This window comes from Rhodococcus sp. P-2, assembly GCF_016598535.1.
Taxonomy (GTDB): domain Bacteria; phylum Actinomycetota; class Actinomycetes; order Mycobacteriales; family Mycobacteriaceae; genus Rhodococcus_F; species Rhodococcus_F baikonurensis.
The window spans coordinates 4,288,408-4,312,987 of the sequence record NZ_CP066779.1; the positions used below are offsets into that span (position 1 = coordinate 4,288,408).

Here is a 24,580-nt window from a genome sequence, read left to right on the forward strand (position 1 = left end):
ACCATGACCAGCTCAGCGGATTCCGAGAACGATCTGTCCTGGCTCCGCGGTACGCGAGTGCTGGTCGCCGGTGGGCGGGTGTCCGGTCAAGCGACCATCGAACCACTCGTCGCTCTCGGTGCTGTCGTGACAGTGGCCGATTCGACCTTGGACTTCGCGCAGCGCTGCGCCGAGCTCGGTGCGGACATGGTGACCACCACCTCGATCGAGGATGCCCCGGATTCGATCACCGAGTACGGGCTCGTCGTCACCAGTCCTGGCTTTCGGCCGGATGCACCGATCCTTGCAGCTGCCGCCGGTCACGGGATTCCCATCTGGGGAGACGTCGAGTTCTCGTGGCGCGTCGACCACAGCGGACACTTCGGCGGGCCCCGTAAATGGCTCGTGGTGACAGGGACGAACGGAAAGACCACGACGACGTCGATGCTGGCCTCGATTCTCGACGCCTCCGGAGTCGTCGGCCGAGCCTGCGGAAACATCGGACTGCCGATTCTCGACGCACTCGCCGAGACGTCGCCGCGCGTGGAGTACCTCGCTGTCGAACTGTCGTCTTTCCAATTGCACTGGGCACCTTCGGTGCGTCCGGATGCCGGCGTGGTCCTCAATGTCGCCGAGGATCACCTCGACTGGCACGGCGGAATGAGCGCGTACGCCGAGGCCAAGTCGCGGGCGCTGAGTGGAAAGGTTGCGGTGGTCGGCCTCGATGACGCAATCGCTTCCGAACTGGGAACTCGCGCAACGGCAGACATTGTCACCGGATTCAGATTGGGTGAACCGGGCGAAGGAGAACTGGGTGTCGAAGCGGGACACCTCGTGGACAACGCTTTCGGCGATCACGTCCGCTTGGCCGAAGCAGCTTCCATCGATCCGGCCGGCCCGGCAGGCGTCATGGACGCGCTTGCCGCTGCAGCCTTGGCGCGGGCACTCGGATTCGAAGCAGACGTCGTCGAACGCGGTCTGGCCGCACACAAGGTCGGCCCACACCGCGGCGCCCTGGTCGGCCGTGTCGGATCCGTTGTGTACATCGACGATTCCAAGGCCACCAACCCGCACGCAGCCAGACCGTCGATACTCGCGCACGACCGCGTCGTCTGGGTTGCAGGCGGTCTGCTCAAGGGAGCAAGCGTCGACCAGTTGGTGAGCGAAGTGGGACCGCGATTGTCCGGCGCTGTACTTCTCGGCCGTGATGCCGGTGTGATCGAGGACGCGCTGGCGCGACACGCGCCCGATGTTCCCGTGGTGCACATGCTGTCGGGGGACGATGAAGCGGTGAGCGAAACCAGCAGCAACTCGACTCTCACCATCCGACTGCCGTCGGGTGCCGACGCGGATGCCGTCATGGCGGCAGTGGTAGTCGAAGCTGCCGAGTTGGCGTCCCCCGGTGATGCGGTTGTACTCGCCCCGGCCGCCGCGTCGCTGGATATGTTCGCGAGCTACGGACATCGTGGTGACAGCTTCGCCGCCGCTGTAGCAGCATTACCCGATCCGTTCACCGATTCGCCTGGCGAAGCCGGGAACTTGCGATGACCAAGGGTCCCAAGACCCGAATCGGTGCCTGGTTGTCGCGGCCGTTGGCGTCGTTCCACCTGGTGGTGACGATTGCCACGATGTTGACCGTCTTGGGGCTCGTGATGGTTCTCTCGGCGTCGAGCGTCGAGCAGTACGTGTCCGGTGGATCGGCATATTCGCTGTTCACTCAGCAGTTGATCTTCGCGATTCTCGGGGCGGTGCTCTTCTACGTCGCGCTGCGCATCCCGGCGAGAGTGCTCCGGCAGTATTCGTTTCCGCTGTTCGTCGTCGTGCTCATCATGCTGGTACTCGTCCTGATTCCGGGCATCGGCACCGAAGCGCAGGGCGCGCGTCGCTGGTTCAACGTCGGTGGGTTCTCGGTGCAGCCGTCGGAAATCATGAAGGTCGCGCTGGCGATCTGGGGCGCACATCTGTTGGCCTCGAGGCGGCCGGACGACCGATCCGTGAAGTCGATCCTGATTCCGCTCGTGCCCGCTGCGATGCTGGTCTTCGCCCTGGTCGTCGCGCAGCCGAACCTCAGTACGACCATCGCATTGGGGATCATCGTCGGCGCCTTGCTGTGGTTCGGTGGGCTGCCACTGAAACTTTTCGGCTCGATAGCGGTGACGGGCGTCGTCGTGGCGGGCGTGCTGGCCATGACGGCTGGTTATCGTTCCGATCGAGTTCAGGCCTTCTTCAACAAGAGCGACGACCTGCAGGGCAACAACTATCAGGCCAAGCAGGCTTTGTATTCGCTCGCCGACGGGGGCTTTTTCGGACGCGGACTCGGTCAGAGCGTCGCAAAGTGGAACTACCTACCCAACGCGCACAACGACTTTATCTTCGCGATCATCGGCGAAGAGCTGGGATTTGTCGGCTGCGCGGTCGTGATCGGTTTGTTCGCCGTGTTCGTGTACACGGGATTGAGAATCGCAGCGCGCAGCATCGATCCGTTCTGGCGCCTCCTGTCGGCTACCGCGACTACCTGGATCGTCGGCCAGGCGATGATCAACATCGGTTACGTCATCGGACTGCTGCCGGTGACCGGACTCCAGTTGCCCTTGGTCTCCGCCGGTGGTTCGTCCCTGGCGATCACGCTGTTCATGTTCGGCGTCATCGCCAATGCAGCCCGACACGAGCCGGAAGCAGTTGCCGCTCTGAACTCCGGGCAGGACGGCAAGATCTCGAAGTTGCTCAGACTGCCCAAGCCGGTGTTGTACCACCCGCCGTCAGGGGGTCGGCCGATCCGTCGACCGAAGCCCGCACGGCAGATCGAACCGGCGCGCGGACGCGACGGCCGGCGCGCGATCGAGACGGGTGATCGACGCAAGCGGGCAGATCAAGGTGCTCGCACATCCGCGGATTCCACACGAGGTGCGGCCGCTGGGTCACGGAAGCGCACCGCGGGAGGGCAGAATGGTCAGCGTCGGCAGGCGCCGACACGTAGGGCACAAGATCCACGAGAAGTTCGAGAGCGAGGAATTCGTAGGTGAGCGGCAACAAATCGGCTCTGTCGGTAGTGGTGGCAGGGGGAGGCACGGCTGGTCATATCGAACCCGCACTTGCGGTCGCGGACGCGGTCAAGGCCGCTCAGCCCGATACCAGGATCACCGCACTCGGGACAGCGCGTGGTCTCGAAACCACCTTGGTTCCTGCTCGCGGGTACACCCTCGAACTCATTCCGCCGGTTCCGCTTCCCCGTAAGCCCACGATGGATCTGGTGAAACTGCCGACACGCATCCTGGCCTCGGTGCGCAGGACGCGCGAGGTACTCGATTCCGTCGACGCTGACGTGATCGTCGGTTTCGGCGGCTACGTCGCGCTTCCGGCCTACCTTGCCGCCCGCGGTGGTGTTCTTCGGCGCCGCCGCAAGATTCCGATCGTCATCCACGAGGCGAACGCCAGTGCCGGCATCGCGAACAAGATCGGTGCCCGCCTGGCGACGCGTGTGCTTGCTGCCGTTCCGGGGTCGGGTGTGAAGAACCGAGGCGATCAGGACGCCGAGATCGTCGGCATTCCGGTGCGGGCGTCGATCGCGAATTTCGATCGAGCAGGTCTCCGCTCGCAAGCGCGCGAGTACTTCGGACTGCCGCAGGACGGTCCCGTTCTGCTCGTCTTCGGTGGATCGCAGGGCGCGAAGTCGCTCAACGACGCGGTGTCCGGAGCAGCGGAAGAACTGGCCAAGGCCGGGATCTCGGTGCTGCACGCTCACGGTCCCAAGAACTCTCTCGAGGTCACGCAGTACTCGGAAACGGCACCGTACGTGGCTGTTCCTTATCTTTCACGGATGGATCTCGCGTACGCCGCAGCCGACGCGACCATTTGTCGTTCCGGCGCGATGACGGTTGCCGAGGTCTCTGCCGTCGGGCTTCCGGCTGTCTACGTTCCGCTGCCGCACGGCAATGGTGAGCAGGAGCTCAACGCGAAACCCGTTGTCGCAGCGGGCGGCGCGATCATCGTCTCCGACAACGAGCTCACGCCGACGTTCGTCGCCGGTACTGTCGTGCCGATGCTGAGCGACAGCGCGCGCCTCGACAAGATGAGCAGTGGCGCTGCCAATGTCGGACACCGCACGGCGGCAACCGAGATCGCACGGATAGTGCTCGACATCGCGGCAAAGGAAAACGCCGTCCAGGAAAACGCAAGGGGAAACCGATGACCGCGCTGCCCGCCCACCTCGAGCGAGTACACATGGTCGGAATCGGCGGTGCCGGTATGTCCGGCATCGCGCGAATTCTGCTTTCCCGCGGGGGCCTGGTATCGGGTTCGGACGCCAAGGAGAGCCGAGGGGTCCTGGCGCTTCGTGCACGCGGGGCGCAGGTTCGGATCGGCCACGACGCCGATGCTCTCGACCTGCTGCCCGGTGGTCCGACCGTCGTCGTCACGACGCACGCAGCCATCCCGAAGGACAACCCGGAACTCGTCGAGGCCGCTCGCCGCGGAATCCCGGTGATTCTTCGACCGGCTGTCCTTGCTTCGCTCATGCAGGGCAATCGCACGTTCCTGGTTTCGGGTACACACGGCAAGACGTCGACGACCTCGATGCTCGTGGTCGCCCTGCAGCACTGTGGTTTCGACCCGTCTTTCGCCGTCGGTGGCGAACTCAACGAGGCGGGAACGAACGCCCATCACGGTAGTGGTGACGTCTTCGTCGCCGAGGCGGACGAGAGCGACGGGTCACTGCTTCAGTACGACCCCAACGTGATCGTCGTGACCAACATCGAGGCCGATCACCTCGACTACTTCGGCAGCGTCGAAGCCTACGTGAAGGTGTTCGACGATTTTGTCGACAAGCTACGTCCGGGCGGACTCTTGATTGCCTGCCTCGACGATCCGGGATCTGCAGACCTCGCGAAGCGAATCGTGGCCTCGGGTCGTTCGGACATCCGGGTACTCGGTTACGGATCAGCAGACGCGCAGGAAGTGGAGGCGGGCACTGCCTTCGAGCCTGTCGACGGCGTCGAGGTCGGAGTCCGACTACTTGGCTTCCATGCACACGACGTCGGGGGAGTCCTGCAGTTCCAGCTCGCCGGCGAGAGCGCTGCGCGAACCGTGCGGATGGCAGTGCCGGGTCGTCACATGGCGCTCAATGCACTTGCCGCTCTGCTGGCCGCCCGTGACGCCGGCGCCGAGACGGAGGAAATCGTCGAGGGGCTCGCCGGATTCGGCGGCGTCCACCGCCGATTCCAGTTCACCGGCCGCGAGCGTGGTGTCCGCGTGTTCGACGACTACGCCCACCATCCGACCGAAGTTCGGGCGGTCCTCGGCGCGGCGGCGGATCTGGTTCGACCGGAAGACGATTCGTCGTCGACCAATTCGGCCGCCGGACGCGTGATCGTGGTCTTCCAACCTCATCTCTATTCGCGCACAGCCGCGTTTGCCGAGGAGTTCGCGCAGGCACTGGACTTGGCCGACGAGGTAGTGGTTCTCGACGTCTACGGCGCTCGCGAAGAGCCGATGCCGGGCGTCAGCGGTGCGCTGGTCGCTCAATCGGTCACCAAACCTGTTCACTATCAACCTGATCTGTCGCAGGCGCCGAAGCAGGTTGCGGCGTTGGCTCACCCCGGCGACATCGTCATCACGATGGGTGCCGGCGACGTCACCATGCTCGGCAAACAGATCCTCGATGCTTTGCGTTCGGCGCCGCATCCCGCGCCGCGATGACACCCGACGCACGAAGTCGGCGCGGGCGTCGAGACCCTCAAGCCAGACGCGCCACCAGCACGCGTCGGCGTAGTACTCGCACCGAATCGCGATACTCGACGCGGTCGACGGAGCCGGCTCCCGAACCCACACCGACTCGTAAGTGGTTCAAGCGACCGCTGATCGTGGCCCCGCTGGCAATCGTGCTGGTGGTGGGGATCGCGCTGACGGCCTGGTTGTCTCCGGTGCTCTCGGTCCGGGGCACCGAAGTTCTCGGTGCGACGACCGTCAGTGAGGAACAGATCCTTTCGCTCCTGGCCGTACCGACCGGTCAGCCGTTGATGCGGGTCGACACCGGCGCCGCCGCGGCACGTGTCGCGACGATTCCGAAGGTGGCCTCTGCTCGTGTGCAGCGGATGTATCCGTCGACCATCCGCGTCACCGTCACCGAACGGGTACCGGTTGTCTTCGTCGATTCACCTGAGGGCGCACACCTGCTGGACGAGAAGGGTGTCGATTTCGAGATGGGCGTCCCGCCGCCCGGGGTTCCGCGTCTGGTGACACCGACGCCCGGGTGGAACGACGAGCCGACGCTCGCTGCTCTCGAGGTGTTGTCGGTGTTGCCGCCGGATCTGAGATTTCAGGTGGGAGAGGTTGCCGCTCGGTCGATTTCGAGTGTCACGCTGACACTGCTCGACGGTCGCGTCGTAAACTGGGGCGGTGTCGAGCACTCGGATCGTAAGGCTGCCGTGACGCTTCCGCTGTTGACTCAGCCGGGGCAGACGTACGACGTGTCCAGTCCTGATCTGCCGACGGTCCGATAGCGCGCGGTGCACTCGTGCGTCGGTGCGTGGCAAATACTTCGGTGTGTCCCGGCGCGCCTAATGGCGGAACGCGACGACGGTGCATAGCGTTTCGTTTCAGATCGAATACTTGACATAACTCTAACCCTGTGGTTGAGGTTTAGAGTTTATCTCGAACACCAGCAGTAACAAAGACCCAGCAGTTACAAAGACAGCAGCAGTACCAAAGACAGCAGCACTGACAAGCAGCGTGAAACACGACACGGAAGGCGAGAGCCGATGACGCCCCCGCACAACTACCTCGCCGTAATCAAGGTCGTCGGCATCGGCGGCGGCGGCGTGAACGCAGTCAACCGCATGATCGAACAGGGACTCAAGGGAGTCGAGTTCATCGCGGTCAACACGGACGCGCAAGCCCTTCTGATGAGTGACGCCGACGTCAAGCTCGACGTCGGTCGTGAATTGACCCGTGGCCTCGGCGCCGGTGCTGACCCTGAAGTGGGTCGCAAGGCAGCCGAAGATCACAAGGACGAGATCGAAGAGGTCATCAAGGGCGCCGACATGGTGTTCGTGACCGCAGGCGAGGGTGGTGGCACCGGAACCGGTGGTGCCCCTGTCGTGGCAAGCATCGCCCGGAAGCTGGGCGCACTCACCGTCGGCGTCGTGACTCGGCCGTTCTCCTTCGAGGGCAAGCGTCGTGGGGGACAGGCGGATACCGGAATCCAGGCGCTCCGCGAGTCCTGCGACACGCTGATCGTCATTCCCAACGATCGCCTGCTCCAGCTGGGTGACGCGGCCGTCAGCCTCATGGATGCCTTCCGCAGCGCCGACGAGGTTCTCCTCAACGGCGTCCAGGGCATCACCGACCTCATCACCACCCCGGGCCTGATCAACGTCGACTTCGCGGACGTCAAGGGTGTCATGTCCGGCGCCGGCAGCGCTTTGATGGGCATCGGATCCTCACGTGGTGAGGGACGCGCTATCAAGGCGGCAGAATCCGCGATCAATTCCCCGCTCCTCGAAGCATCGATGGAAGGCGCCCGCGGCGTTCTCCTGTCGATCGCCGGCGGCAGCGATCTGGGTCTGTTCGAGATCAACGAGGCGGCTTCGCTGGTGCAGGAAGCTGCGCACATCGACGCCAACATCATCTTCGGAACGGTCATCGACGATTCACTCGGCGACGAGGTTCGTGTGACGGTCATCGCTGCAGGATTCGACGGAGGAGCTCCGGCTCGCCGTCCCGTGGAGTCGACCGCGCAGGGACGTGGGGCAATCGGTGCCGGGCGCGCAGGTGAGGTCGGCCGGTCACCGGTGGCCGCCGAACCTGCTGGCGAGCAGCCGATTTCCGCAGCGCGCGAGACCACCGGTTCGGGCAGCTTGCCTCCGATCGGTGGCCCACGCCATGCGCCGGTCCAGGAAGACGACGGCGACGACGACGTCGATGTGCCGGTCTTCATGCGTCGCTGACGTAGGGCTACAAACAGTTTCGCGAACAGGGTGCCCGGAATTTCTGGGTACCCTGTTCTTGACTGGATGTCCGGTCACGTCTGAGCCGGACGACAACTTTCGACGTTTGTGAGCACACATATCTTGAGTACCGAGAAGTCGACCACCCGCACCCGCATTCGCCGCGTCGTGACCAGCCGAGCCGGTGGTGTTTCCGCGTCACCGTACGAGTCGTTCAATCTCGGCGATCACGTCGGAGACGATCCGGCGGCCGTCGATGCGAATCGCCGTCGCCTGGCACGCGAAATAGGCGTCGAGCCTGACCATCTCGTGTGGATGGAACAAATCCACTCGCGCAACGTCACTGTCGTGACGGAACCGACCGACGAAGTGATTCCGGTGACGGACGCTCTGGTCACCACCGTTCCCGGCCTGGCGCTCGCCACTCTCAGTGCTGACTGTGTTCCCGTTCTGCTCTCCGACGAGGAGGCCGGTGTGATCGCGGCCGTTCATGCCGGACGGATCGGTGCCCGCATCGGTATCGTCCCGCGCGTCCTCGCGGAGATGGTGCGACAGGGCGCGGACGTCTCACGTATCGGCGCCTTCCTCGGTCCGGCAGCCAGCGGACGCCAGTACGAGGTTCCCGCCGCGATGCGCGCAGACGTGGAAAAGCACTTGCCGGGCAGCGCAACTCGCACCGAGAAGGGCACGCCGGGACTCGATCTACGTGCGGGACTGCGTAAGCAGTTGCTCGCCGCGGGTGTGTCCGGTGTCGCCGAGGACCCCCGGTGCACGATCGAGGATCGCGCGTTGTTCAGTCATCGCCGAGAATCTCTGACCGGGCGTCAAGCTGCAGTGATCTGGATGGAAGCGCCCGCAGCGCAGGAAACCGTCTAGGCAGAAATGCGCCAGACGGATATGCGGCTGACAGAAATATCGACGGCACTCGACTCGGTGAGGGCGCGACTGGCGGCCGCCTGCCTTGCCGCCGGTCGTGAAGTTTCCGACGTAGCACTGCTGCCAGTTACCAAATTCTTTCCGGCGTCCGACGCCCGAATCCTGTACGAACTGGGTTGCCGTGAATTCGGTGAGTCTCGTGAGCAGGAAGCAGTGGAGAAGGTTGCGGACTTCGACCGCGCTGCAGAGAGCGGCGCGATCGACGATCCGGTTCGCTGGCACATGATCGGGCAGTTGCAGCGCAACAAAGCGCGTTCGGTAGCGAAGTGGGCCTACGCAATTCACTCGGTGGACAGTGCGCGACTGGCCGATGCGCTCGATCGGGCGGCGCTCGGAGCTTTGTCCGACGGAGAGCGCACAGCGCCGCTGCGGGTGCTCATCCAGGTAAGTCTGGACGGCGACCCTGCGCGTGGCGGAGTTCCGACGGGAGAGCTAACCCCTCTTGCCGAGCGGATCGAATCAGCCGAAGGTCTCGAATTCGCGGGACTGATGGCCGTCCCGCCGCTTGGGTCAGAACCGGACGAGCAGTTCGAAATCCTCCGCAGGGCACATCTTTTGATTCTCGAATCGCATCCACGGGCAACCGAACTCTCGGCAGGAATGACCGGTGATCTGGAGGCCGCAGTGCGCCATGGATCAACCTGCGTGCGTGTCGGAACCGCACTGCTCGGCTCACGACCAGTAATCTCGAGGTGATCGCTCAGGTGATCGCCCAACCCGTCCACACCGCTGCGACCGGTCGCAGTCGGATTGATTCCGCCGCGCCAAGGAAGGTCGATCAATGAGCAACCTGCATAAGTTCAAGGCTTACTTCGGCATGGTTCCCCTCGATGACTACGAGGACGAATACGTGGAGGAGCCCGATCAGGCTCGCCGCGCACCCCGTCGTAGTCACGACGGCTATGCCGAGCGCGACGACCGCGAATTCGTCGAACCTGCCTTCTCGAAGGCGAGCTACGCGCCCAGTCGTCGTGACGAAGAGGACGCGGAGTTCGATCGCTACGATTCCCGGCCCCGCGTCGACACCGTTCCCAGTCGCAGTAGCCGCCCGGCGATGGCGCCGCGCCCGGCAAGCCGCGGCAACCTCGCGGTCGACGCTCGTGCAGAGCGTCCCGAAGCGCGACGTGCACCTGTTGTCGATGACGGCGGCCCGCTCGCCAAGATCACGACGCTGCGTCCGCAGAGCTACGCAGAGGCCCGCACCATCGGTGAGCGGTTCCGCGACGGCACTCCCGTCATCATGGATCTGGTCGACATGAGCAACGCCGACGCGAAGCGTCTGGTCGATTTCGCGGCCGGCCTGGCGTTCGCATTGCGTGGTTCTTTCGACAAGGTAGCCACCAAAGTGTTTCTTCTCTCACCGGCCGACATCGACGTTTCCGCTGAGGAACGCCGTCGGATCGCCGAGACGGGTTTCTACAGCCAGAAATGATGGTCTCGACCGCAGTCCGGCCCCTGAGCAGGGGTGACGTGAGCACATTCGAACGGCGGCCCGTCTCGGCGGGCGCCGCATTCGGACCCATCGCCGGCCGTTACAAGGCGGACGCGATGCGGACCGGTTCCGGAATTGCTGCGGTGTGTCTGTTTTGGACACAACGCAGAAGTCAGGCAGAGTGAGGGTGTGGACGCGCTTCTCTCTGTGATCTATCTGGTGCTGGTTGTCTTCTGGCTGTTGCTGATCGGCAGAGTGATCGTCGAGTTCGTTCGTTCGTTTGCCAGAGATTGGCGACCGACCGGATTGGTCGCTGTCATTCTCGAAACCATTTTTACGATCACCGATCCTCCGGTGAAACTGCTCCGCAGGTTGATCCCCCCGATCAACCTCGGTGGAGTTCGCTTGGATCTATCCATCATGGTCTTGCTTTTCATCGTCATCATCCTGATGTCGGTTGTTCGCTGAGCGCAGTCCGAGTGAGTGGTGTGCCAGAATGGAACCCATAACTCATACGGTGGTTCGCCACTACGTAGACTGTGTTGCAACTGAATGCTTGCTAGACCGCCAAATGACGCGTGAAGGGATCCTTCCATGCCGCAACTGACTCCAGCTGACGTGCACAACGTTGCGTTCAGCAAGCCGCCTATCGGCAAGCGTGGCTACAACGAGGACGAGGTCGACGCATTCCTCGACCTCGTCGAACAGGCGCTGTCGCAGCTCATCGAAGAGAATGCGGACCTGCGCCAGCGCGTAGGTGAGCTGGATCAGGAGCTCGCGGCTGCCAAGAAGTCGCCGGCACCGGCTCAGCAAGCGGCACCCGTCGCAGCGCAGCCCAAGCCGGAGCCCGCTCGGGTCGTCGAGCCGCCCAAGCCTGCACCTGTTGCAGCACCGGTTCCCGCCGCCGCTGCCGTCGCAGCGCCGCAGAGTGGCGACACCCACATGCAGGCCGCGAAGGTCCTCGGACTGGCTCAGGAGATGGCGGATCGTCTCACCAACGATGCGAAGACCGAGTCCGAGCAGCTGCTCGGCAGTGCTCGCACCAACTCCGAGCAGCTCATGAGCGAGGCTCGCAGCAAGGCCGACGGCATGATCGCGGATGCGCGCAACAAGTCGGAGGCAATGCTCACCGACGCTCAGACCCGCTCCGAGACCCAGCTTCGCCAGGCTCAGGAGAAGGCAGACGCTCTCAAGGCGGACGCCGAGAAGAAGCACACCGAAATCATGGCGACCATCAACCAGCAGCGTTCGGTCCTCGAAGGCCGTATCGAGCAGCTGAAGACGTTCGAACGTGAGTACCGGGTGCGCCTGAAGTCCTACCTGGAATCGCAGCTCGAAGAGCTCGAACAGCGTGGCTCGGCCGTTCCGGTCGACGGCGGACAGGATTCCTACAGCCCGTCCTTCGCCAAGGGGAACAGCTGACCGAGAGCGCCCCGTCGGCTCAGCTATCGGACCGGACAAAGGTTGATACGTGCTGGTCGTGACGTTGGTTCTCGCGGGAGTTGGCTTCGCACTCCTGATCGTTGCCCTGACCACAGGGTCGCTGATCTGGGCGTGGGCATGTATCGCGATTTGTGTAGCAGGTGCCGTCCTTCTGCTGGTCAGTGCGCTGACCAGCAGGAAGGCGGTTCCTTCGTTGGATGACCCGGTATCGGGCAGTGGCATGTCGTCGCCGTACGGTCGAGGCGAGAGTTCCTCGGATTCCTCGACCGGTGATGCAGCCACTGTCAACGACGACAATCCGGGAAACCATGGCGAAGCGTCGGGCGGCAAGACCTAAGCTCTACCGAAGTCCTAGGCTGTACCGAAGTCCTGGCCATACCGAAGTCCTGGGCAGTACCGACACGTCGTAGGACAAGTATTAGACTGTCGATCACGAATACCTGGCTTTGATCCGGCAATCACCGGGGAGCTTTCGGAAGAACGGTTCTTGCCGCTTCAGGCGACGAGAACTCAGTAGAACCGAACGGGTGAGCCCGTCACAGCTCGATCGAGTGGCACCTCGGGATCCAAGCGCGGATCGGCGGGGTGCAAACGGGGTGGTACCGCGGTGTCGGCGCACAAGCGCCACGTCGTCCCCGTGCCGAGTCCGACTGGCACGAGGAGATCGCCATGGCGAGTAACGGGTATCCCAAAGTCGACTACGGTGTCCCCGCCGACACCGGAGTCAAGTTCCCCGATCTGGAACAGAAAGTCCTGAAACAGTGGGACGACGACGACACCTTCCGTGCGTCGGTTGCCAATCGGGACGGTAACGAAGAGTTCGTTTTCTACGACGGACCGCCATTCGCAAACGGTTTGCCGCATTACGGTCACCTGCTGACGGGGTACGTCAAGGACCTGGTGCCGCGCTTCCAGACCATGCGTGGACGCAAGGTCGAGCGACGCTTCGGCTGGGATTGCCACGGCCTGCCCGCGGAACTCGAAGCGGAGAAGCAACTCGGCATCAAGGACAAGGCCGAGATCGAAGTCATGGGTCTGGCCAAGTTCAACGAGTACTGCAAGGCCTCGGTGCTCAAGTACACCGACGAGTGGCGTGACTACGTCACCCGCCAGGCACGTTGGGTCGACTTCGACAACGACTACAAGACCCTGGACGTCGACTTCATGGAGTCCGTCATGTGGGCCTTCAAGGAGCTGCACGACAAGGGCCTGATCTATCAGGGCTTCCGCGTGCTGCCGTACAGCTGGTACGAGCAGACTCCGCTGTCCAATCAGGAGACTCGCCTCGACGACGCGTACAAGATGCGTCAGGATCCCGCAGTCACGGTCGACATGCCGCTGGTCGCTCCGGGTTCACCCCTCGACGGCGCAAACGCGATCATCTGGACCACGACTCCGTGGACCCTGCCGTCCAACTTGGCGACTGCGGTGCATCCCGAGGTCGACTACGTTCAGGTGCTCGGTGAGGACGGAAAGCGGTATGTGCTCGCGGAAGCGCGGGTGGCTCATTACGCACGTGAGCTGGGGGAGGACCCCGAGGTCGTGTCCCGTCACAAGGGCACCGAGTTGGTCGGACTGTCTTACACGCCGCCGTTCGACTTCTTCCTCGGACATCCGAACGCACACGTCGTGCTCTCGGCCGACTACGTGACAACCGACTCCGGAACCGGAATCGTCCACCTCGCACCGGCTTTCGGTGAAGAGGATATGGATGTCGCCACGGCAAACGGCATCGAGGTCGTGCAGCCACTCGATCCAGGTGGAAAGTTCACCTCGATGGTTCCGCCGTACGAGGGCTTGATGGTCTTCGACGCCAACCCCGTCATCATCAAGGACCTCAAGGCTGCCGGAAAGCTGCTGCGGCACGAGACGATCGAGCACTCCTACCCGCACAGTTGGCGCAGTGGGCAGCCGCTCATCTACATGGCGGTTCCGTCGTGGTTCGTCGCGGTCACCAAGTTCCGCGACCGCATGGTCGAGCTGAACAAGGACATCACCTGGGTGCCCGAGCACATCCGTGACGGCCAGTTCGGCAAGTGGCTCGAAGGTGCCCGTGACTGGAACATCAGCCGAAACCGCTACTGGGGCAGCCCGATCCCGGTGTGGGTGTCGGACGATCCGCAGTACCCGCGTACGGACGTGTACGGATCGCTCGACCAGTTGGAGGCAGACTTCGGTGTGCGTCCGACCGATCTGCATCGGCCGATGATCGACGACCTGGTCCGCCCGAATCCGGACGATCCGACCGGGAAGTCGATGATGCGCCGTGTTCCCGAGGTGCTCGACTGCTGGTTCGAATCCGGTTCGATGCCGTATGCGCAGGTGCACTACCCATTCGAGAACCGTGAATGGTTCGAGGGCCATTTCCCGGGCGATTTCATCGTCGAGTACAACGGCCAGACTCGCGGCTGGTTCTACACGCTGCACGTGCTGGCCACCGCACTCTTCGATCGTCCGGCGTTCAAAACCGTTGCCGCGCACGGCATCGTGCTCGGCGACGACGGACTGAAGATGAGCAAGTCCAAGGGCAACTATCCGGACGTGAAGGAGGTGTTCAACCGCGACGGCAGCGATGCGATGCGATGGTTCCTGATGTCTTCGCCGATCCTGCGCGGGGGAAACCTCATCGTGACCGAGCAGGGCATCCGCGAAGGTGTGCGTCAGGCGTTGCTCCCGCTGTGGAACGCCTGGAGCTTCCTGCAGTTGTACGCGCCGGAATCCGGTGTGTGGCGTACCGATTCGGAGAACATCCTCGATCAGTACATCCTGGCCAAACTCGCGACCACCCGCGACGTGATCACCGAGGCCCTCGAGGTCAACGATATTGCCGGCGCGTGCGACGAGCTTCGGTTGTTCTGTGACGCGCTCACCAACTGGTATGTGCGACGTTCTCGTTCGCGGTTCTGGGACGAGGATCGCGACGCGATCGACACCTTGCACACCGTGCTCGAGGTCGTGACGCGTCTCGCCGCGCCGCTGTTGCCGTTGGTGTCCGAGGTGATCTGGCGCGGGCTGACCGGGGAGCGCTCGGTTCACCTGGCTGATTGGCCGGAGGCGTCGGAGCTCCCGGCGAACCCCGAGCTGGTAGCGGCGATGGACGACGTCCGGACCGTGTGCTCCACGGTGTTGAGCCTGCGCAAGGCACAGAATCTGCGTGTCCGCCTTCCGTTGCCTGAGGTCACGGTCGCGGCGCCCGACGCCGAGCGTCTGCGTCCGTTCCTCGGACTGATCGCCGACGAGGTCAACGTCAAGAAGGTCGATCTGACCGATGACGTCGACGTGCACGGGCGCTTCGAGATCGCAGTGAACGCGCGTGCTGCAGGACCGCGTCTGGGCAAGTCCGTACAGACCGTCATCAAGGCGGTCAAGGCGGGCGACTGGACCGAGAACGCGGACGGCGTCGTGGTTGCGGCGGGCATCGAACTGCTGCCAGAGGAGTACACGCAGAAACTGGTTGCAGCCGAGCCGGATTCGACGGCTGCACTGCCCGACGGTGCGGGACTGGTCGTACTCGACTCCGCTGTGACGGAGGAACTCGAAGCCGAGGGCTGGGCCAAGGACCGTATCCGTCAGTTGCAGGATGCGCGTCGTGCCGCCGGTTTGGATGTCTCGGACCGGATCAACGTCGTGCTCGAGGTTCCGCAGGACTGCAAGGAGTGGGCGGAGCGTCATCGCGAATTGATCGCCGGTGAGGTTCTGGCCACCTCGTTCTCGGTGGGTGAAGCAGGAGACGACGCCGTCGATCTCGGTGACGGTATCCGCGCCGCGATCACGAAGGTCTAGTACCGACGCGACTACTCCGGCTCCCGATGAATGTCTGTATGTCGGGGTGCCGGAGTAGTTTGCTCTCATGGGTACGAGCAAGGAAACCGTGGCGCGCATTCTCGAGCAGTTGGAACCGCTCGACGTGCGGGCAAGGGCGATGTTCGGCGAGTACGGATTGTATTGCGACGAGAAGATCGTGGGCTTGATCTGCGGAGACGTCTTGTTCGTCAAACCCACCGAGGTCAGTGCTGATTTCGGGTCAGAGGCCGATCTGGCTCCGCCGTACCCGGGGGCAAAGGATTACTACCGGGTGCCGGAGGAACGGCTGCAGGACCTCGATCACCTGCACGCCTTCATTCAACGGACTGCCGACGTACTACCCCTGCCGAAGAAGAAGTCGCCCAAGAAGAAGGCGCGGACGTAGATTCTGCACCTACTTTTGAGAGAACCGTAACGCCCGATGAATCAAGGTGATCCCACACGAAGTCGCAGGTGGGTGCTGCATCTCGACATGGATGCGTTTTTCGCTTCCGCCGAGCAGTTGACGCGTCCCACGCTGCGAGGTCGGCCGGTGCTGGTCGGCGGCTTGGGCGGGCGCGGAGTGGTGGCCGGGGCAAGTTACGAAGCGAGAGTTTTCGGTGCGCGTTCGGCAATGCCGATGCACCAAGCACGCCGGATGGTCGGTGGCGGAGCGGTGGTATTGCCACCGCGGATGTCGTTGTATTCGGTTCTGAGTAAACGCACCTTCGACGCGTTGCGCCTTCGTATGCCGATCCTCGAGCAATTGTCGGTGGACGAGGCCTTCGGCGAACCAGTGGAATTGGCCGGAGTCGGCGCCGACGAGGTCCGCGCGTTTTGCGAGGACCTGCGGGCGTTGATCAAAGCCGAGACCGGGTTGGTGGCCTCGATCGGTGCCGGCGCAGGTAAGCAGGTCGCCAAGATCGCGTCGGGACTGGCAAAGCCCGACGGCGTCGCAGTGATTCCTCCCGGGATGCAGCACGAGTTGCTCGATCCACTTCCGGTGCGAAAGCTGTGGGGGATCGGTCCTGTTGCCGAGGAAAAGCTCAAGCGTCTCGGCATCGAAACCATCGGAGGGTTTGCCCGCACTCCCATAGCCGAGGTGGCGTCGATACTCGGAACCACTGTCGGACCGGGGTTGCATCGGCTCGCGCAGGGGATCGACGATCGGCCGGTCGCCGAGCGTGCCGAATCCAAGCAGATCAGCGCGGAATCCACGTTCGCCGCGGACATCGTCACGATGGCGCAACTGCGCGCAGCCGTCGAAAGTAGTGGTCGTGCAGCATTTTCCAGGCTGGAGAAGGACGGAAGAGCTGCCCGCACCGTCGTACTGAAGCTCAAGAAGTCCGATATGAGTATCTTGACTCGATCCGTGACGCTGCCGTTTGCCACGATCGACCGCCAAATCCTTGTCGCGACCGCGCAGAAACAGGTCATCGATCCACAGGAATTGGGGCCGATTCGCCTGGTCGGTGTGGGATTCGCCGGTTTGTCCACCGTTCGGCAAGGATCACTTTTTCCCGAGTTGGATCAGGACGTTCCCGGCTATCCGGTCGAGACTCTCACGGGCGCCCTCGATGAGGCCGAACTCGACGTTCCGGTGGCCGCACGCGTGCCTCAGCGCTACTGGCACCCTGGTTTGGACGTGAAGCATCCAGAATACGGACACGGTTGGGTGCAGGGTGCCGGGCACGGAGTGGTGACAGTTCGCTTCGAAACCCGTTCCAGCGGAACGGGAATAGCCAAAACCTTCGCCGAATCGGATGAGGTGCTCGAGGTAGCAGATGCGGTCGACAGCCTTCTCTGAGGATGTCCTTAGACTTTTTCCGCTTACCGTTGGGTAATGTTGTCGACGATCCTCGAGCAAGCACGATGTTCGACTGACGCTCGAATGTGAACACCCGAATGGATAGGACTGAGAAGTTGAAGCTTCAGAAGATGACCGTTGCAGCCGTGGCGATCGCAGCAGCCCTGACGATGACCGCTTGTGGGTCGGATGACAAGACCGACTCACCCACAACGTCGTCCAAGACCACGACGACCACGACGGCCTCGGACTCGACAGATGCACCGGTCGCGTTGCCGACCGCCCCTGAGCTCAACGCGAAGGTCGCCCAGGCACTCGACGAGAGTGTTCCGGCCGCAGACAAGGTCAACCTCGTCCAGGGAGCTGAGGCTGATCCCGAGCTGATCAACCAGGTGGCCGCTGCCGCCAAGGCTGCCGGCGCGCAGGTCGAGATCCTCGACCCGGTCACCGACACGGGTAGCGAGACGGCCGCAGCTTCGCTGAACATCGTCGTCAACGGCCAGCCGCTGCAGCAGGGTCTGCAGGCTTCGTTCGTCTACGAGGACGGCGTCTGGAAGCTCTCGAAGACCACCGCTTGCCAGATCGTCGGCGTTGCAGGTCTGACCTCGCCTGCTTGCGCTGCTTGATCTCTGCGCAACACCTGAAACACCAGAGCGGCCGTCGACTCCCGAAAGGGAGTCGGCGGCCGCTCTTCATGCAGTGAGCGTCGTCAGTGATGGAATCCCTCGGTGACGCGTGGCCGCGGCATCGGGCTGTCGAGTTCGTCGAGGAACGCGGTTTCTTCTTCGATGATGCGCAGCAGATTGGCTGCCAGGTCCATGCTCAGTCCGTTACGAACCACGATGCGCTGCACTGTCAGATCCGCGAGATCGTCCGGCATGGGATAGGCCGGCACCAGCCATCCCTTGCCGCGTAGTCGGTCCGACAGGTCGTACAGCGTCCAGTTGGACGTGTGGCCCTCGGCGAGGCGCCACGCGAAGACCGGGATGTCGGAACCGTCGTTCCACAGTTCGAACGCGTCGAGCTTCCCGATCCCTTCGGCGAGGAATTTCGCCACGTCCTGTGAGGACTGCTGGATCGCGCGATAGCCGTCGTGGCCGAGACGCAGGAACAAGTAGAACTGCAGGATCACCTGAGCACCGGGTCGCGAGAAGTTCAGTGCGAAGGTGGGCATACTGCCGCCGAGGTAGCTCACCTTGAAGACGAGGTCGTCGGGAAGTAGATCCTGAGACCGCCACACCACCCATCCGAGGCCCGGGTAGACGAGCCCGTACTTGTGCGCCGAGGTGTTGATGGAGTGCACGCGCGGGAGGCGGAAATCCCATTCGAGTTCGGGCTGGAGGAACGGGGCGATCATTGCACCGGAAGCGCCGTCGACGTGTATGGGGACATCGAGGCCCGTCTTCTCCTGAATGGCGTCGAGAGCCTTCGAGATTTCCAGGACCGGCTCGTACATCCCGGTGTACGTGACGCCCATGATCGCGACGACGCCGATGGTGTTCTCGTCGACGTACTTGTCCAGATCGTGACCGTCGAGGGTGCGGTGTTCCTCGCTGATCGGCACGTAACGCGCTTCGACGTCCCAGTAATTGCAGAACTTCTCCCAGCACACCTGGACGGCGGAACTCATGATGAGATTTGGCGTTTCGGTGGACTTGCCCGCGGCTTTTCGCGCGTGCTGCCAGCGTCGTTTCATCGCCAGGCCACCGAGCATGCAGGCTTCGGAAGAACCGATCGTCGAGGTACCGATTGCGTCCTTGGGGGACGGTGAGTGCCAGAGATCGGCAAGGATGCGCCAGCAGTAGGTTTCGATCGCGGCGGTCTGCGGATACTCGTCCTTGTCGATCATGTTCTTGTCGAACGACTCGGCATACAGTTTGGTGGCGTGATCGTCCATCCACGTGCTGACGAACGTCGCGAGATTGAGCCGCGCATTGCCGTCGAGCATCGTTTCGTCGTGGACGATCTGATAGGCGGTCTCGGGAAGCATGCCGTCGGGTTCGAGTGTGTACTTCGATGCAACCGAATCCTCGCCAGGCCTCGAGAAGATCGGATTGACGGCTACGTAATCGGTGTGATCTGACCTTCTGGGTTCCGGCATGAACTTCTGCTCCTCACATCAGTGTGTCGCGTTGGTCTGTTTCGTACCTACTCTCACCGTTCAGTGTGGACGGGCAGTTGTCAAAGGGTCTGTGGTCCCGAATCATTCGCGTAAGGCCGAGACGGGACGAATCCGCTCGTTGTCAGGGCGTTTGTGCGCGCAGGCGATCTGCGGCGGCCGACGCCATCGAGTGCAGAACATCGGGGGCGATCGGACTCGGCGCCGTCGCGGACACCTGAGTCAACGTAGTCCCGACTGCGGCCACGATTGCATCGGCGACCAAGGTGAAACCGCCACTCTCCGTGATGATTCGGAAGGCGAAAGACGCGTCGCCGACGTTCGGGTTCGTGGCTCCGCCGACGCGATAGGTGATTGTCGTTCCGTCGGCATCGGTTCCGGAATATTCCGCACACCCGTCCAGCGTGGTCTGAAGTTTCTCGAAAGCTGCTGCTGCCGCAGCGCCGTCGGCGTACGAAGCAGAGTCCTGGTCGATGCTCGTGAAATCGGGACCGGTGAACATGTCGGAGAGGTCGGCGACCGATCCGGCAGCCTGGGTGGCTATCGGCGCCAGAACCTGGGCGCAGACGGCGGGGTCGGTGCTCGACTTGTCCGCCTCCGAACTTTCCGGCGCCGGTGCGAGGCCGAGGTCGTCAACCGGGTCGGGAACTACGTCGAAGTCGGCAGGTAGTTCGGAGAGGGTGAGCGCGGCTCGCTGCAGCGCGTCACGGTCGAGCGGAGCCCCGCTCAGCGGTGCGGCCGGATCAGCCGTGAACGGCGCCAGACCGACCTGTGGGGCGGAAACATGCGTAGTTGTGTCAGCACTAGGAGAGTCGTCCGAGCCGCAACCGGTCACGACGAACAGGGCTGCCGTTGCCGTCAGGCCCACTGCGAGAAGCGATCGGCGTGTCACGATTCCCACCGAATACTGTTGGAGATGGTCTGCCGGATCACCGAGGAACTGTCCGGGTCGCCGTATGCCTGGTCGCCGCCGACGGTCATCTGCCCGTCGATCGGCAAGGGGAGTGCGAGGTCGACGGTGAGGTTGCCTGCGCCGGCCATGACGTACTGATCGATGTTGAGCGTTCCGGCGTCACCGGCCAGGTTCCAGACCGGGCTCTGCGGGGTCTGCGATACGTCCACCGCGAGCGAAAGCCGATTTCCCTCCCGCGCGGTGAGCGTGACGGTGGTTGTCTGATCGAGCAGGATCTCGCTGCTGACTTGCTGCCGAACCACCCAACGTGCGCCGACACCGACCGGTGCGTCGGGGAGTGCAACGGTCCGGTAGACCGCTTGGCCCAGCGCCTGTTCGATTGCAGCGCGGGCAGCATTGGCCGAGTTGGCGGACGGCTTCAGCCGTAGGGCGGTGATGGCGCCCGAATCCGTGACCGACAATCCGGCAGCAGATCCGTCGGCCCCGCTCAGTGCTGCCTGCAGCGTTGCATCGGGCGAGGTCATCGACGACAGCGTCAGGTCCACTACAGCGGTGGGGTCGTCCGCGGTCACGTTTGCCGAGAGCGGGATCGTGATCTCCGGCGAAGAGAAATCCTGCGCGGGCTGTTGATCGATCTGCTGACTCACGACGGCCTGGGTGACGAGCGTCGCCGTCTGCGTGGTGCCGACAGGCAAGTTCGTACGCAAAACCTCGCGCGGCTCGCTTCCCGCCTCGAGTACTTCGACCGTCGCGGCGGTCACCGGAACAGTGACTTCGCTCGGCGACGAGGTGGGTGTGGTGGGAGGTTGATCCGAGTCGCCGCAAGCGGTGAGAACGGTGGTGAGAGCGAGGGCAGCGAGGGCGAACGGAACTCGTCGGCCGGTCGTGGACAGCAGTGGCACGCGCTCCAGGCTAGCCGCAGTTGCAGAGTGCGTGACCCGGTGCGGTGAACATGAGGGATGATGGTTGCGTGAGTACAGACCACCCAGACCGAGATGTCAACGCGGAGGATCAGCCGATTACCGAAATCTCGAAGGCCGACGAGCCCGAAACCGTGAAACCGGAAGCCGTGAAATCGGAAGACGGTGACTTGGCGGTTGCGCCGGTCGCAAAGCCCCGCCGGCTGACCATGCTCATTGCCATCGCCGCTGTCATCCTGCTCTCGGACATTCTCACGAAGGTGTGGGCCGTCGCCGCGGTCAAGCCGGGGCAGCCGATCGAAATCATCGGTGACGTGGTCACATTCACGATGGTCCGCAATCCGGGAGCAGCGTTCTCGATGGCGACGTCGATGACGTGGATCCTCACCCTTGTCGCCATCGGTGTCGTCATCGGTGTGATCAAGATCGGTCGCACGCTCCGATCACCGTGGTGGGCGCTGGGTCTCGGCCTCGTGCTCGGCGGCGCGCTGGGTAACCTCGTCGACCGATTCTTCCGCTCTCCCGGAATCATGCGCGGACATGTGGTGGACTTCGTCTCCGTCGGTTGGTGGCCCGTGTTCAACATCGCGGATTCCGCGATCGTCTGTGGCGCGATCCTGCTTGTCGTACTGACTCTTTTCGGCTTCGAACCCAACGGTGAACGCCTGCGTGATCACAAGGCGGACGACAAGAAGCTCACCGAATCGAAGGCCGCAGCCGAGGGAGAAACCAAGTGAGGGAATCCCGTTCGATGCCCGTGCCCGACGGCCTCGACGCCATGCGGGTCGATGCCGGCCTCGCGCGCCTTCTCGGACTCTCGCGCACCGTGGTCGCGACACTCGCGGAAGAAGGCTCGGTACTCGTCGACGGTGTGGCGGTCGGCAAGTCCGATCGTCTGACCGCAGGGTCGTGGCTCGAGGTTGTCCTGCCCGAACCGCCGCGGCCCCTGACCATCGAGGCGACGCCCGTCGAGGGGATGGAGATCCTCTACGCCGACGACGACGTCGTGGCAGTCGACAAGCCCGTCGGAGTTGCCGCGCACGCCAGCGTCGGGTGGACGGGACCGACGGTCATCGGCGGACTTGCCGCGGCCGGTTTCCGTATCTCGACGTCCGGTGCCCACGAGCGTCAGGGCATCGTCCACCGTCTGGACGTCGGAACGTCGGGTGTCATGGTGGTTGCCACCTCCGAGCGCGCGTACACGTTGCTCAAGCGTGCGTTCAAACAGCGGACCATCGACAAGCGCTACCACGCTCTCGTTCAGGGACACCCCGACCCGAGCAGCGGAACGATCGACGCGCCCATCGGACGCCACCACGGGAACGACTGGCGGTTCACGGTCACGGCCGACGGCAAGCCCAGCGTCACGCATTACGACACCATCGAGGCGTTCCAGGCAGCGAGTCTGCTGGACGTGCACCTCGAAACCGGTCGCACACACCAGATTCGCGTCCACTTCTCGGCGTTGCGCCATCCGTGCTGCGGCGACCTGACCTACGGCGCGGACCCTCGACTTGCCGAAAGGCTCGGTCTCGAGCGCCAGTGGCTGCACGCAGTCTCGCTCGGCTTCGCACACCCGGCGGACGGTCGCTGGGTCGAGATCAAGAGCAAGTACCCGAAGGATCTCGAACACGCACTCGAAGTTCTCCGGTCCTCATGACACCGCGCGGGCTCGCTCCCGCGCTGGCCGTCGTCGCAGTGGCGGCGGTGGTCGGTGTGGGGTTCGCGAATCCCGTGCCGACCCCGCCGATCAGGACGGACACTCTGGGCCCGGACAGTGGGGAAGCTGTGCCGGATTACCTCGAGCGAGCGCGAGATTCGATTGCGGCCCTCGACGGGCCGGTGTGGGCGTTGGTCTCCTTCACGAAGGCACTCACCGTCGACGAGGTCATCACGACGACCAGCAGTTCTCAGGTTTCGAGTGTTCGTGGGCCCGATGTTCGGGTGGCGAGGGTCATGTACCGAGTACCGATCGAGCGCGTCCAGACGCCGCTCATGTCGGTGCCCGTTCCCGACAACGACGAAGCAGTGCGCAGATCGCCCGGTGTGGCAGCAACGCGACTGGCCTCGCTCGGCGGCGACACCGACCGTCAGCAACAGGTCGCTCTCGCGTCGGCGAAGCAACTGTCCGCAGGGTGCGCCTGTGCGGTAGGTGTACTGGTGCGAGCTACTCCCGAAGGACTCGACGCGATCGCACGTGAGTCGAACGTCCGTGCAGTGGAAGCATTGCCGTCTGACGCCTCGCCCTGGTTGGCGGCCGTCCGTCCCTTGCTGCCGGAGTACGTGGACGTCGTTGCTCCCGGTCCCGACGACGGTCCGGTCCCGTGAGCGAGGACAAACGCGCTGATTCCCGTTCGTCCTCGGGAATCTTCTACGGCGTAGCGGCTTTCCTGTTGTGGGGAACGTTTCCGGCTTTCTTCGGGCTTCTCGACTTCGCCGATCCGGTCGAGATCCTTGCGCACCGTGTGGTATGGACCCTTCTGTTGATGCTGATCGTGTTGGCCTTTGCCGGCCGTCTCGGATCGCTTCGCGGAATCAGCGCACGCACCTGGCTGCTGGTGACCGCGGCGTCAGCGGCGATCGCAGTGAACTGGGGGACGTACATCTATGCCGTGGTGTCCGGCCGCGTCGTGGAGGCGGCCCTCGGGTACTTCATCAACCCGCTGGTCACCGTTCTGCTCGGTGTCGTGATCTTCCGCGAGCGATTGCGTCCCGCCCAGATCGCGGCGCTCGTCCTCGCCGCCACGGCAGTTGTCGTGATCACGGTCGACTTCGGTAAACCCCCGATCGTCGCTTTGCTTCTCGCCGGTTCGTTTGCCACCTACGGGTTGGTCAAGAAGGTGGTTCCGCTCGATCCTCGAACCAGTTTGACCGCCGAGGGAGTCGTTGCTGCACCGTTCGCGGTCGGCTACCTCGTGTTTCTCGGCCTGACCGGTGCCGGTGCATTCATCAGCAGCGGCGCCGGACACAGTCTGTTGCTACTTGCCGCCGGCCCGGTCACCGCGCTGCCACTGCTCCTGTTCGGCGTCGCCGCGCAGCGAGTTCCGTTGGCGACGATGGGCATGCTGCAGTACCTCACCCCGGCACTGCAGATGGCGTGGGGAGTGGCCGTCATGCACGAGGACATGCCGGCGTCACGCTGGATCGGCTTCGTTCTGATCTGGGCCGCGCTGGTGATCTTCACGACAGACACCTTCGTCGCCGGTCGGCGTTCTCGGCGTTCGATGAGGTCGAGCGTCGAACCTGAGGTTCCGGTCACGTGATCCGAGGCGGCACGCTGCGACTCCACGATGGCGGTCGCCGAA

General features: G+C 63.6%; 23 protein-coding genes. 20 read left to right on the forward strand and 3 right to left on the reverse strand.

All coding sequences use genetic code 11. The annotated features are described in order from the left end of the window. Positions 1-3 precede the first annotated feature (3 nt). From murD to I7X09_RS20385, 16 genes are all read left to right on the forward strand, one after another. The gene (murD, locus tag I7X09_RS20310) at positions 4-1,527 is read left to right on the forward strand and encodes a UDP-N-acetylmuramoyl-L-alanine--D-glutamate ligase (RefSeq protein ID WP_200313386.1); all 1,524 of its coding nucleotides are present in this window, start codon (positions 4-6) and stop codon (positions 1,525-1,527) included. Further along, positions 1,524-3,002 carry a putative lipid II flippase FtsW gene (gene ftsW, locus I7X09_RS20315; RefSeq protein WP_200313387.1) on the forward strand — a complete coding sequence of 493 codons (1,479 nt, stop codon included), beginning with the start codon at positions 1,524-1,526 and terminating at the stop codon, positions 3,000-3,002. The genes murD and ftsW overlap by 4 nt, the downstream gene beginning before the upstream one ends. Further along, on the forward strand, positions 2,999-4,168 hold the full coding sequence (gene murG, locus I7X09_RS20320) for an undecaprenyldiphospho-muramoylpentapeptide beta-N-acetylglucosaminyltransferase (protein ID WP_166810503.1): 1,170 nt from the start codon (positions 2,999-3,001) through the stop codon (positions 4,166-4,168). The genes ftsW and murG overlap by 4 nt, the downstream gene beginning before the upstream one ends. Then, entirely contained in the window at positions 4,165-5,673 is a 1,509-nt protein-coding gene (gene murC, locus I7X09_RS20325; RefSeq protein ID WP_095969886.1) for a UDP-N-acetylmuramate--L-alanine ligase, read from the forward strand. The genes murG and murC overlap by 4 nt, the downstream gene beginning before the upstream one ends. Then, entirely contained in the window at positions 5,670-6,476 is an 807-nt protein-coding gene (locus I7X09_RS20330) for a cell division protein FtsQ/DivIB (protein WP_019748870.1), read from the forward strand. The genes murC and I7X09_RS20330 overlap by 4 nt, the downstream gene beginning before the upstream one ends. A 258-nt stretch (positions 6,477-6,734) precedes the next feature. Next, positions 6,735-7,922, forward strand: coding sequence for a cell division protein FtsZ (gene ftsZ / locus I7X09_RS20335; protein WP_095969887.1), 1,188 nt, complete (start codon positions 6,735-6,737; stop codon positions 7,920-7,922). 108 nt (positions 7,923-8,030) lie between these two features. Then, positions 8,031-8,798, forward strand: coding sequence for a peptidoglycan editing factor PgeF (gene pgeF, locus I7X09_RS20340; RefSeq protein ID WP_095969888.1), 768 nt, complete (start codon positions 8,031-8,033; stop codon positions 8,796-8,798). Positions 8,799-8,804: 6 nt separating this feature from the next. Continuing rightward, a complete protein-coding gene (locus I7X09_RS20345; protein WP_166810502.1) occupies positions 8,805-9,554 on the forward strand; it encodes a YggS family pyridoxal phosphate-dependent enzyme in 750 nt (249 codons plus the stop codon). Between the two features lie 85 nt (positions 9,555-9,639). Beyond that, entirely contained in the window at positions 9,640-10,290 is a 651-nt protein-coding gene (locus I7X09_RS20350) for a cell division protein SepF (protein WP_003941752.1), read from the forward strand. Positions 10,291-10,479: 189 nt separating this feature from the next. Further along, the gene (locus I7X09_RS20355; protein ID WP_003941780.1) at positions 10,480-10,758 is read left to right on the forward strand and encodes a YggT family protein; all 279 of its coding nucleotides are present in this window, start codon (positions 10,480-10,482) and stop codon (positions 10,756-10,758) included. A 126-nt stretch (positions 10,759-10,884) separates the two neighbouring features. After that, entirely contained in the window at positions 10,885-11,712 is an 828-nt protein-coding gene (gene wag31 / locus I7X09_RS20360; RefSeq protein WP_003941722.1) for a DivIVA-like cell division protein Wag31, read from the forward strand. A 49-nt stretch (positions 11,713-11,761) separates the two neighbouring features. Continuing rightward, positions 11,762-12,070, forward strand: coding sequence for a hypothetical protein (locus tag I7X09_RS20365; RefSeq protein ID WP_124569363.1), 309 nt, complete (start codon positions 11,762-11,764; stop codon positions 12,068-12,070). A gap of 332 nt (positions 12,071-12,402) precedes the next feature. Then, positions 12,403-15,516: an isoleucine--tRNA ligase gene (gene ileS, locus I7X09_RS20370; RefSeq protein WP_166810501.1), complete on the forward strand. Its 3,114-nt coding sequence runs from the start codon at positions 12,403-12,405 to the stop codon at positions 15,514-15,516. A 67-nt stretch (positions 15,517-15,583) separates the two neighbouring features. Then, positions 15,584-15,922, forward strand: coding sequence for a TfoX/Sxy family protein (locus tag I7X09_RS20375; protein WP_095969892.1), 339 nt, complete (start codon positions 15,584-15,586; stop codon positions 15,920-15,922). Between the two features lie 36 nt (positions 15,923-15,958). Further along, positions 15,959-17,323, forward strand: coding sequence for a DNA polymerase IV (locus I7X09_RS20380; protein WP_019748863.1), 1,365 nt, complete (start codon positions 15,959-15,961; stop codon positions 17,321-17,323). A gap of 131 nt (positions 17,324-17,454) precedes the next feature. Beyond that, on the forward strand, positions 17,455-17,949 hold the full coding sequence (locus tag I7X09_RS20385) for a hypothetical protein (protein WP_240952285.1): 495 nt from the start codon (positions 17,455-17,457) through the stop codon (positions 17,947-17,949). A gap of 83 nt (positions 17,950-18,032) precedes the next feature. Here the strand turns inward: I7X09_RS20385 and I7X09_RS20390 are convergent, their stop codons facing one another. The 3 genes from I7X09_RS20390 to I7X09_RS20400 form a co-directional block, all read right to left on the reverse strand. Then, a complete protein-coding gene (locus I7X09_RS20390) occupies positions 18,033-19,424 on the reverse strand; it encodes a glutamate decarboxylase (RefSeq protein WP_200313388.1) in 1,392 nt (463 codons plus the stop codon). A 142-nt stretch (positions 19,425-19,566) separates the two neighbouring features. Then, entirely contained in the window at positions 19,567-20,334 is a 768-nt protein-coding gene (locus I7X09_RS20395) for a sensor domain-containing protein (RefSeq protein WP_234036646.1), read from the reverse strand. Beyond that, positions 20,331-21,257 carry a hypothetical protein gene (locus tag I7X09_RS20400; protein ID WP_200313390.1) on the reverse strand — a complete coding sequence of 309 codons (927 nt, stop codon included), beginning with the start codon at positions 21,255-21,257 and terminating at the stop codon, positions 20,331-20,333. Before I7X09_RS20400 ends, I7X09_RS20395 begins: the two co-directional genes overlap by 4 nt. Positions 21,258-21,325: 68 nt before the next feature. Here I7X09_RS20400 and lspA point away from each other — a divergent pair, with 68 nt between their 5' ends. The 4 genes from lspA to rarD are packed head-to-tail and all read left to right on the forward strand — an operon-like array spanning position 21,326 to position 24,538. Further along, complete coding sequence (gene lspA, locus I7X09_RS20405; RefSeq protein WP_021344550.1) at positions 21,326-22,012, forward strand: signal peptidase II; 687 nt, start codon at positions 21,326-21,328, stop codon at positions 22,010-22,012. Beyond that, positions 22,009-22,935, forward strand: coding sequence for an RluA family pseudouridine synthase (locus I7X09_RS20410; protein WP_007733161.1), 927 nt, complete (start codon positions 22,009-22,011; stop codon positions 22,933-22,935). The genes lspA and I7X09_RS20410 overlap by 4 nt, the downstream gene beginning before the upstream one ends. After that, positions 22,932-23,603, forward strand: a complete 672-nt coding sequence (locus I7X09_RS20415) for a hypothetical protein (RefSeq protein ID WP_200313391.1) — start codon at positions 22,932-22,934, stop codon at positions 23,601-23,603. The genes I7X09_RS20410 and I7X09_RS20415 overlap by 4 nt, the downstream gene beginning before the upstream one ends. Continuing rightward, positions 23,600-24,538: an EamA family transporter RarD gene (gene rarD / locus I7X09_RS20420; RefSeq protein ID WP_124569370.1), complete on the forward strand. Its 939-nt coding sequence runs from the start codon at positions 23,600-23,602 to the stop codon at positions 24,536-24,538. The genes I7X09_RS20415 and rarD overlap by 4 nt, the downstream gene beginning before the upstream one ends. The last annotated feature ends 42 nt before the right edge of the window (positions 24,539-24,580 follow it).

Coding starts and splice junctions, on each gene's coding strand:
- murD (WP_200313386.1), top strand. CDS start 4: ATGACCAGCTCAGCGGATTCCGAGAACGATCTGTCCTGGCTCCGCGGT.
- ftsW (WP_200313387.1), top strand. CDS start 1,524: ATGACCAAGGGTCCCAAGACCCGAATCGGTGCCTGGTTGTCGCGGCCG.
- murC (WP_095969886.1), top strand. CDS start 4,165: ATGACCGCGCTGCCCGCCCACCTCGAGCGAGTACACATGGTCGGAATC.
- I7X09_RS20330 (WP_019748870.1), top strand. CDS start 5,670: ATGACACCCGACGCACGAAGTCGGCGCGGGCGTCGAGACCCTCAAGCC.
- ftsZ (WP_095969887.1), top strand. CDS start 6,735: ATGACGCCCCCGCACAACTACCTCGCCGTAATCAAGGTCGTCGGCATC.
- I7X09_RS20345 (WP_166810502.1), top strand. CDS start 8,805: ATGCGCCAGACGGATATGCGGCTGACAGAAATATCGACGGCACTCGAC.
- I7X09_RS20350 (WP_003941752.1), top strand. CDS start 9,640: ATGAGCAACCTGCATAAGTTCAAGGCTTACTTCGGCATGGTTCCCCTC.
- wag31 (WP_003941722.1), top strand. CDS start 10,885: ATGCCGCAACTGACTCCAGCTGACGTGCACAACGTTGCGTTCAGCAAG.
- ileS (WP_166810501.1), top strand. CDS start 12,403: ATGGCGAGTAACGGGTATCCCAAAGTCGACTACGGTGTCCCCGCCGAC.
- I7X09_RS20375 (WP_095969892.1), top strand. CDS start 15,584: ATGGGTACGAGCAAGGAAACCGTGGCGCGCATTCTCGAGCAGTTGGAA.
- I7X09_RS20380 (WP_019748863.1), top strand. CDS start 15,959: ATGAATCAAGGTGATCCCACACGAAGTCGCAGGTGGGTGCTGCATCTC.
- I7X09_RS20385 (WP_240952285.1), top strand. CDS start 17,455: ATGACCGTTGCAGCCGTGGCGATCGCAGCAGCCCTGACGATGACCGCT.
- I7X09_RS20390 (WP_200313388.1), bottom strand. CDS start 19,424: ATGCCGGAACCCAGAAGGTCAGATCACACCGATTACGTAGCCGTCAAT.
- I7X09_RS20415 (WP_200313391.1), top strand. CDS start 22,932: ATGACACCGCGCGGGCTCGCTCCCGCGCTGGCCGTCGTCGCAGTGGCG.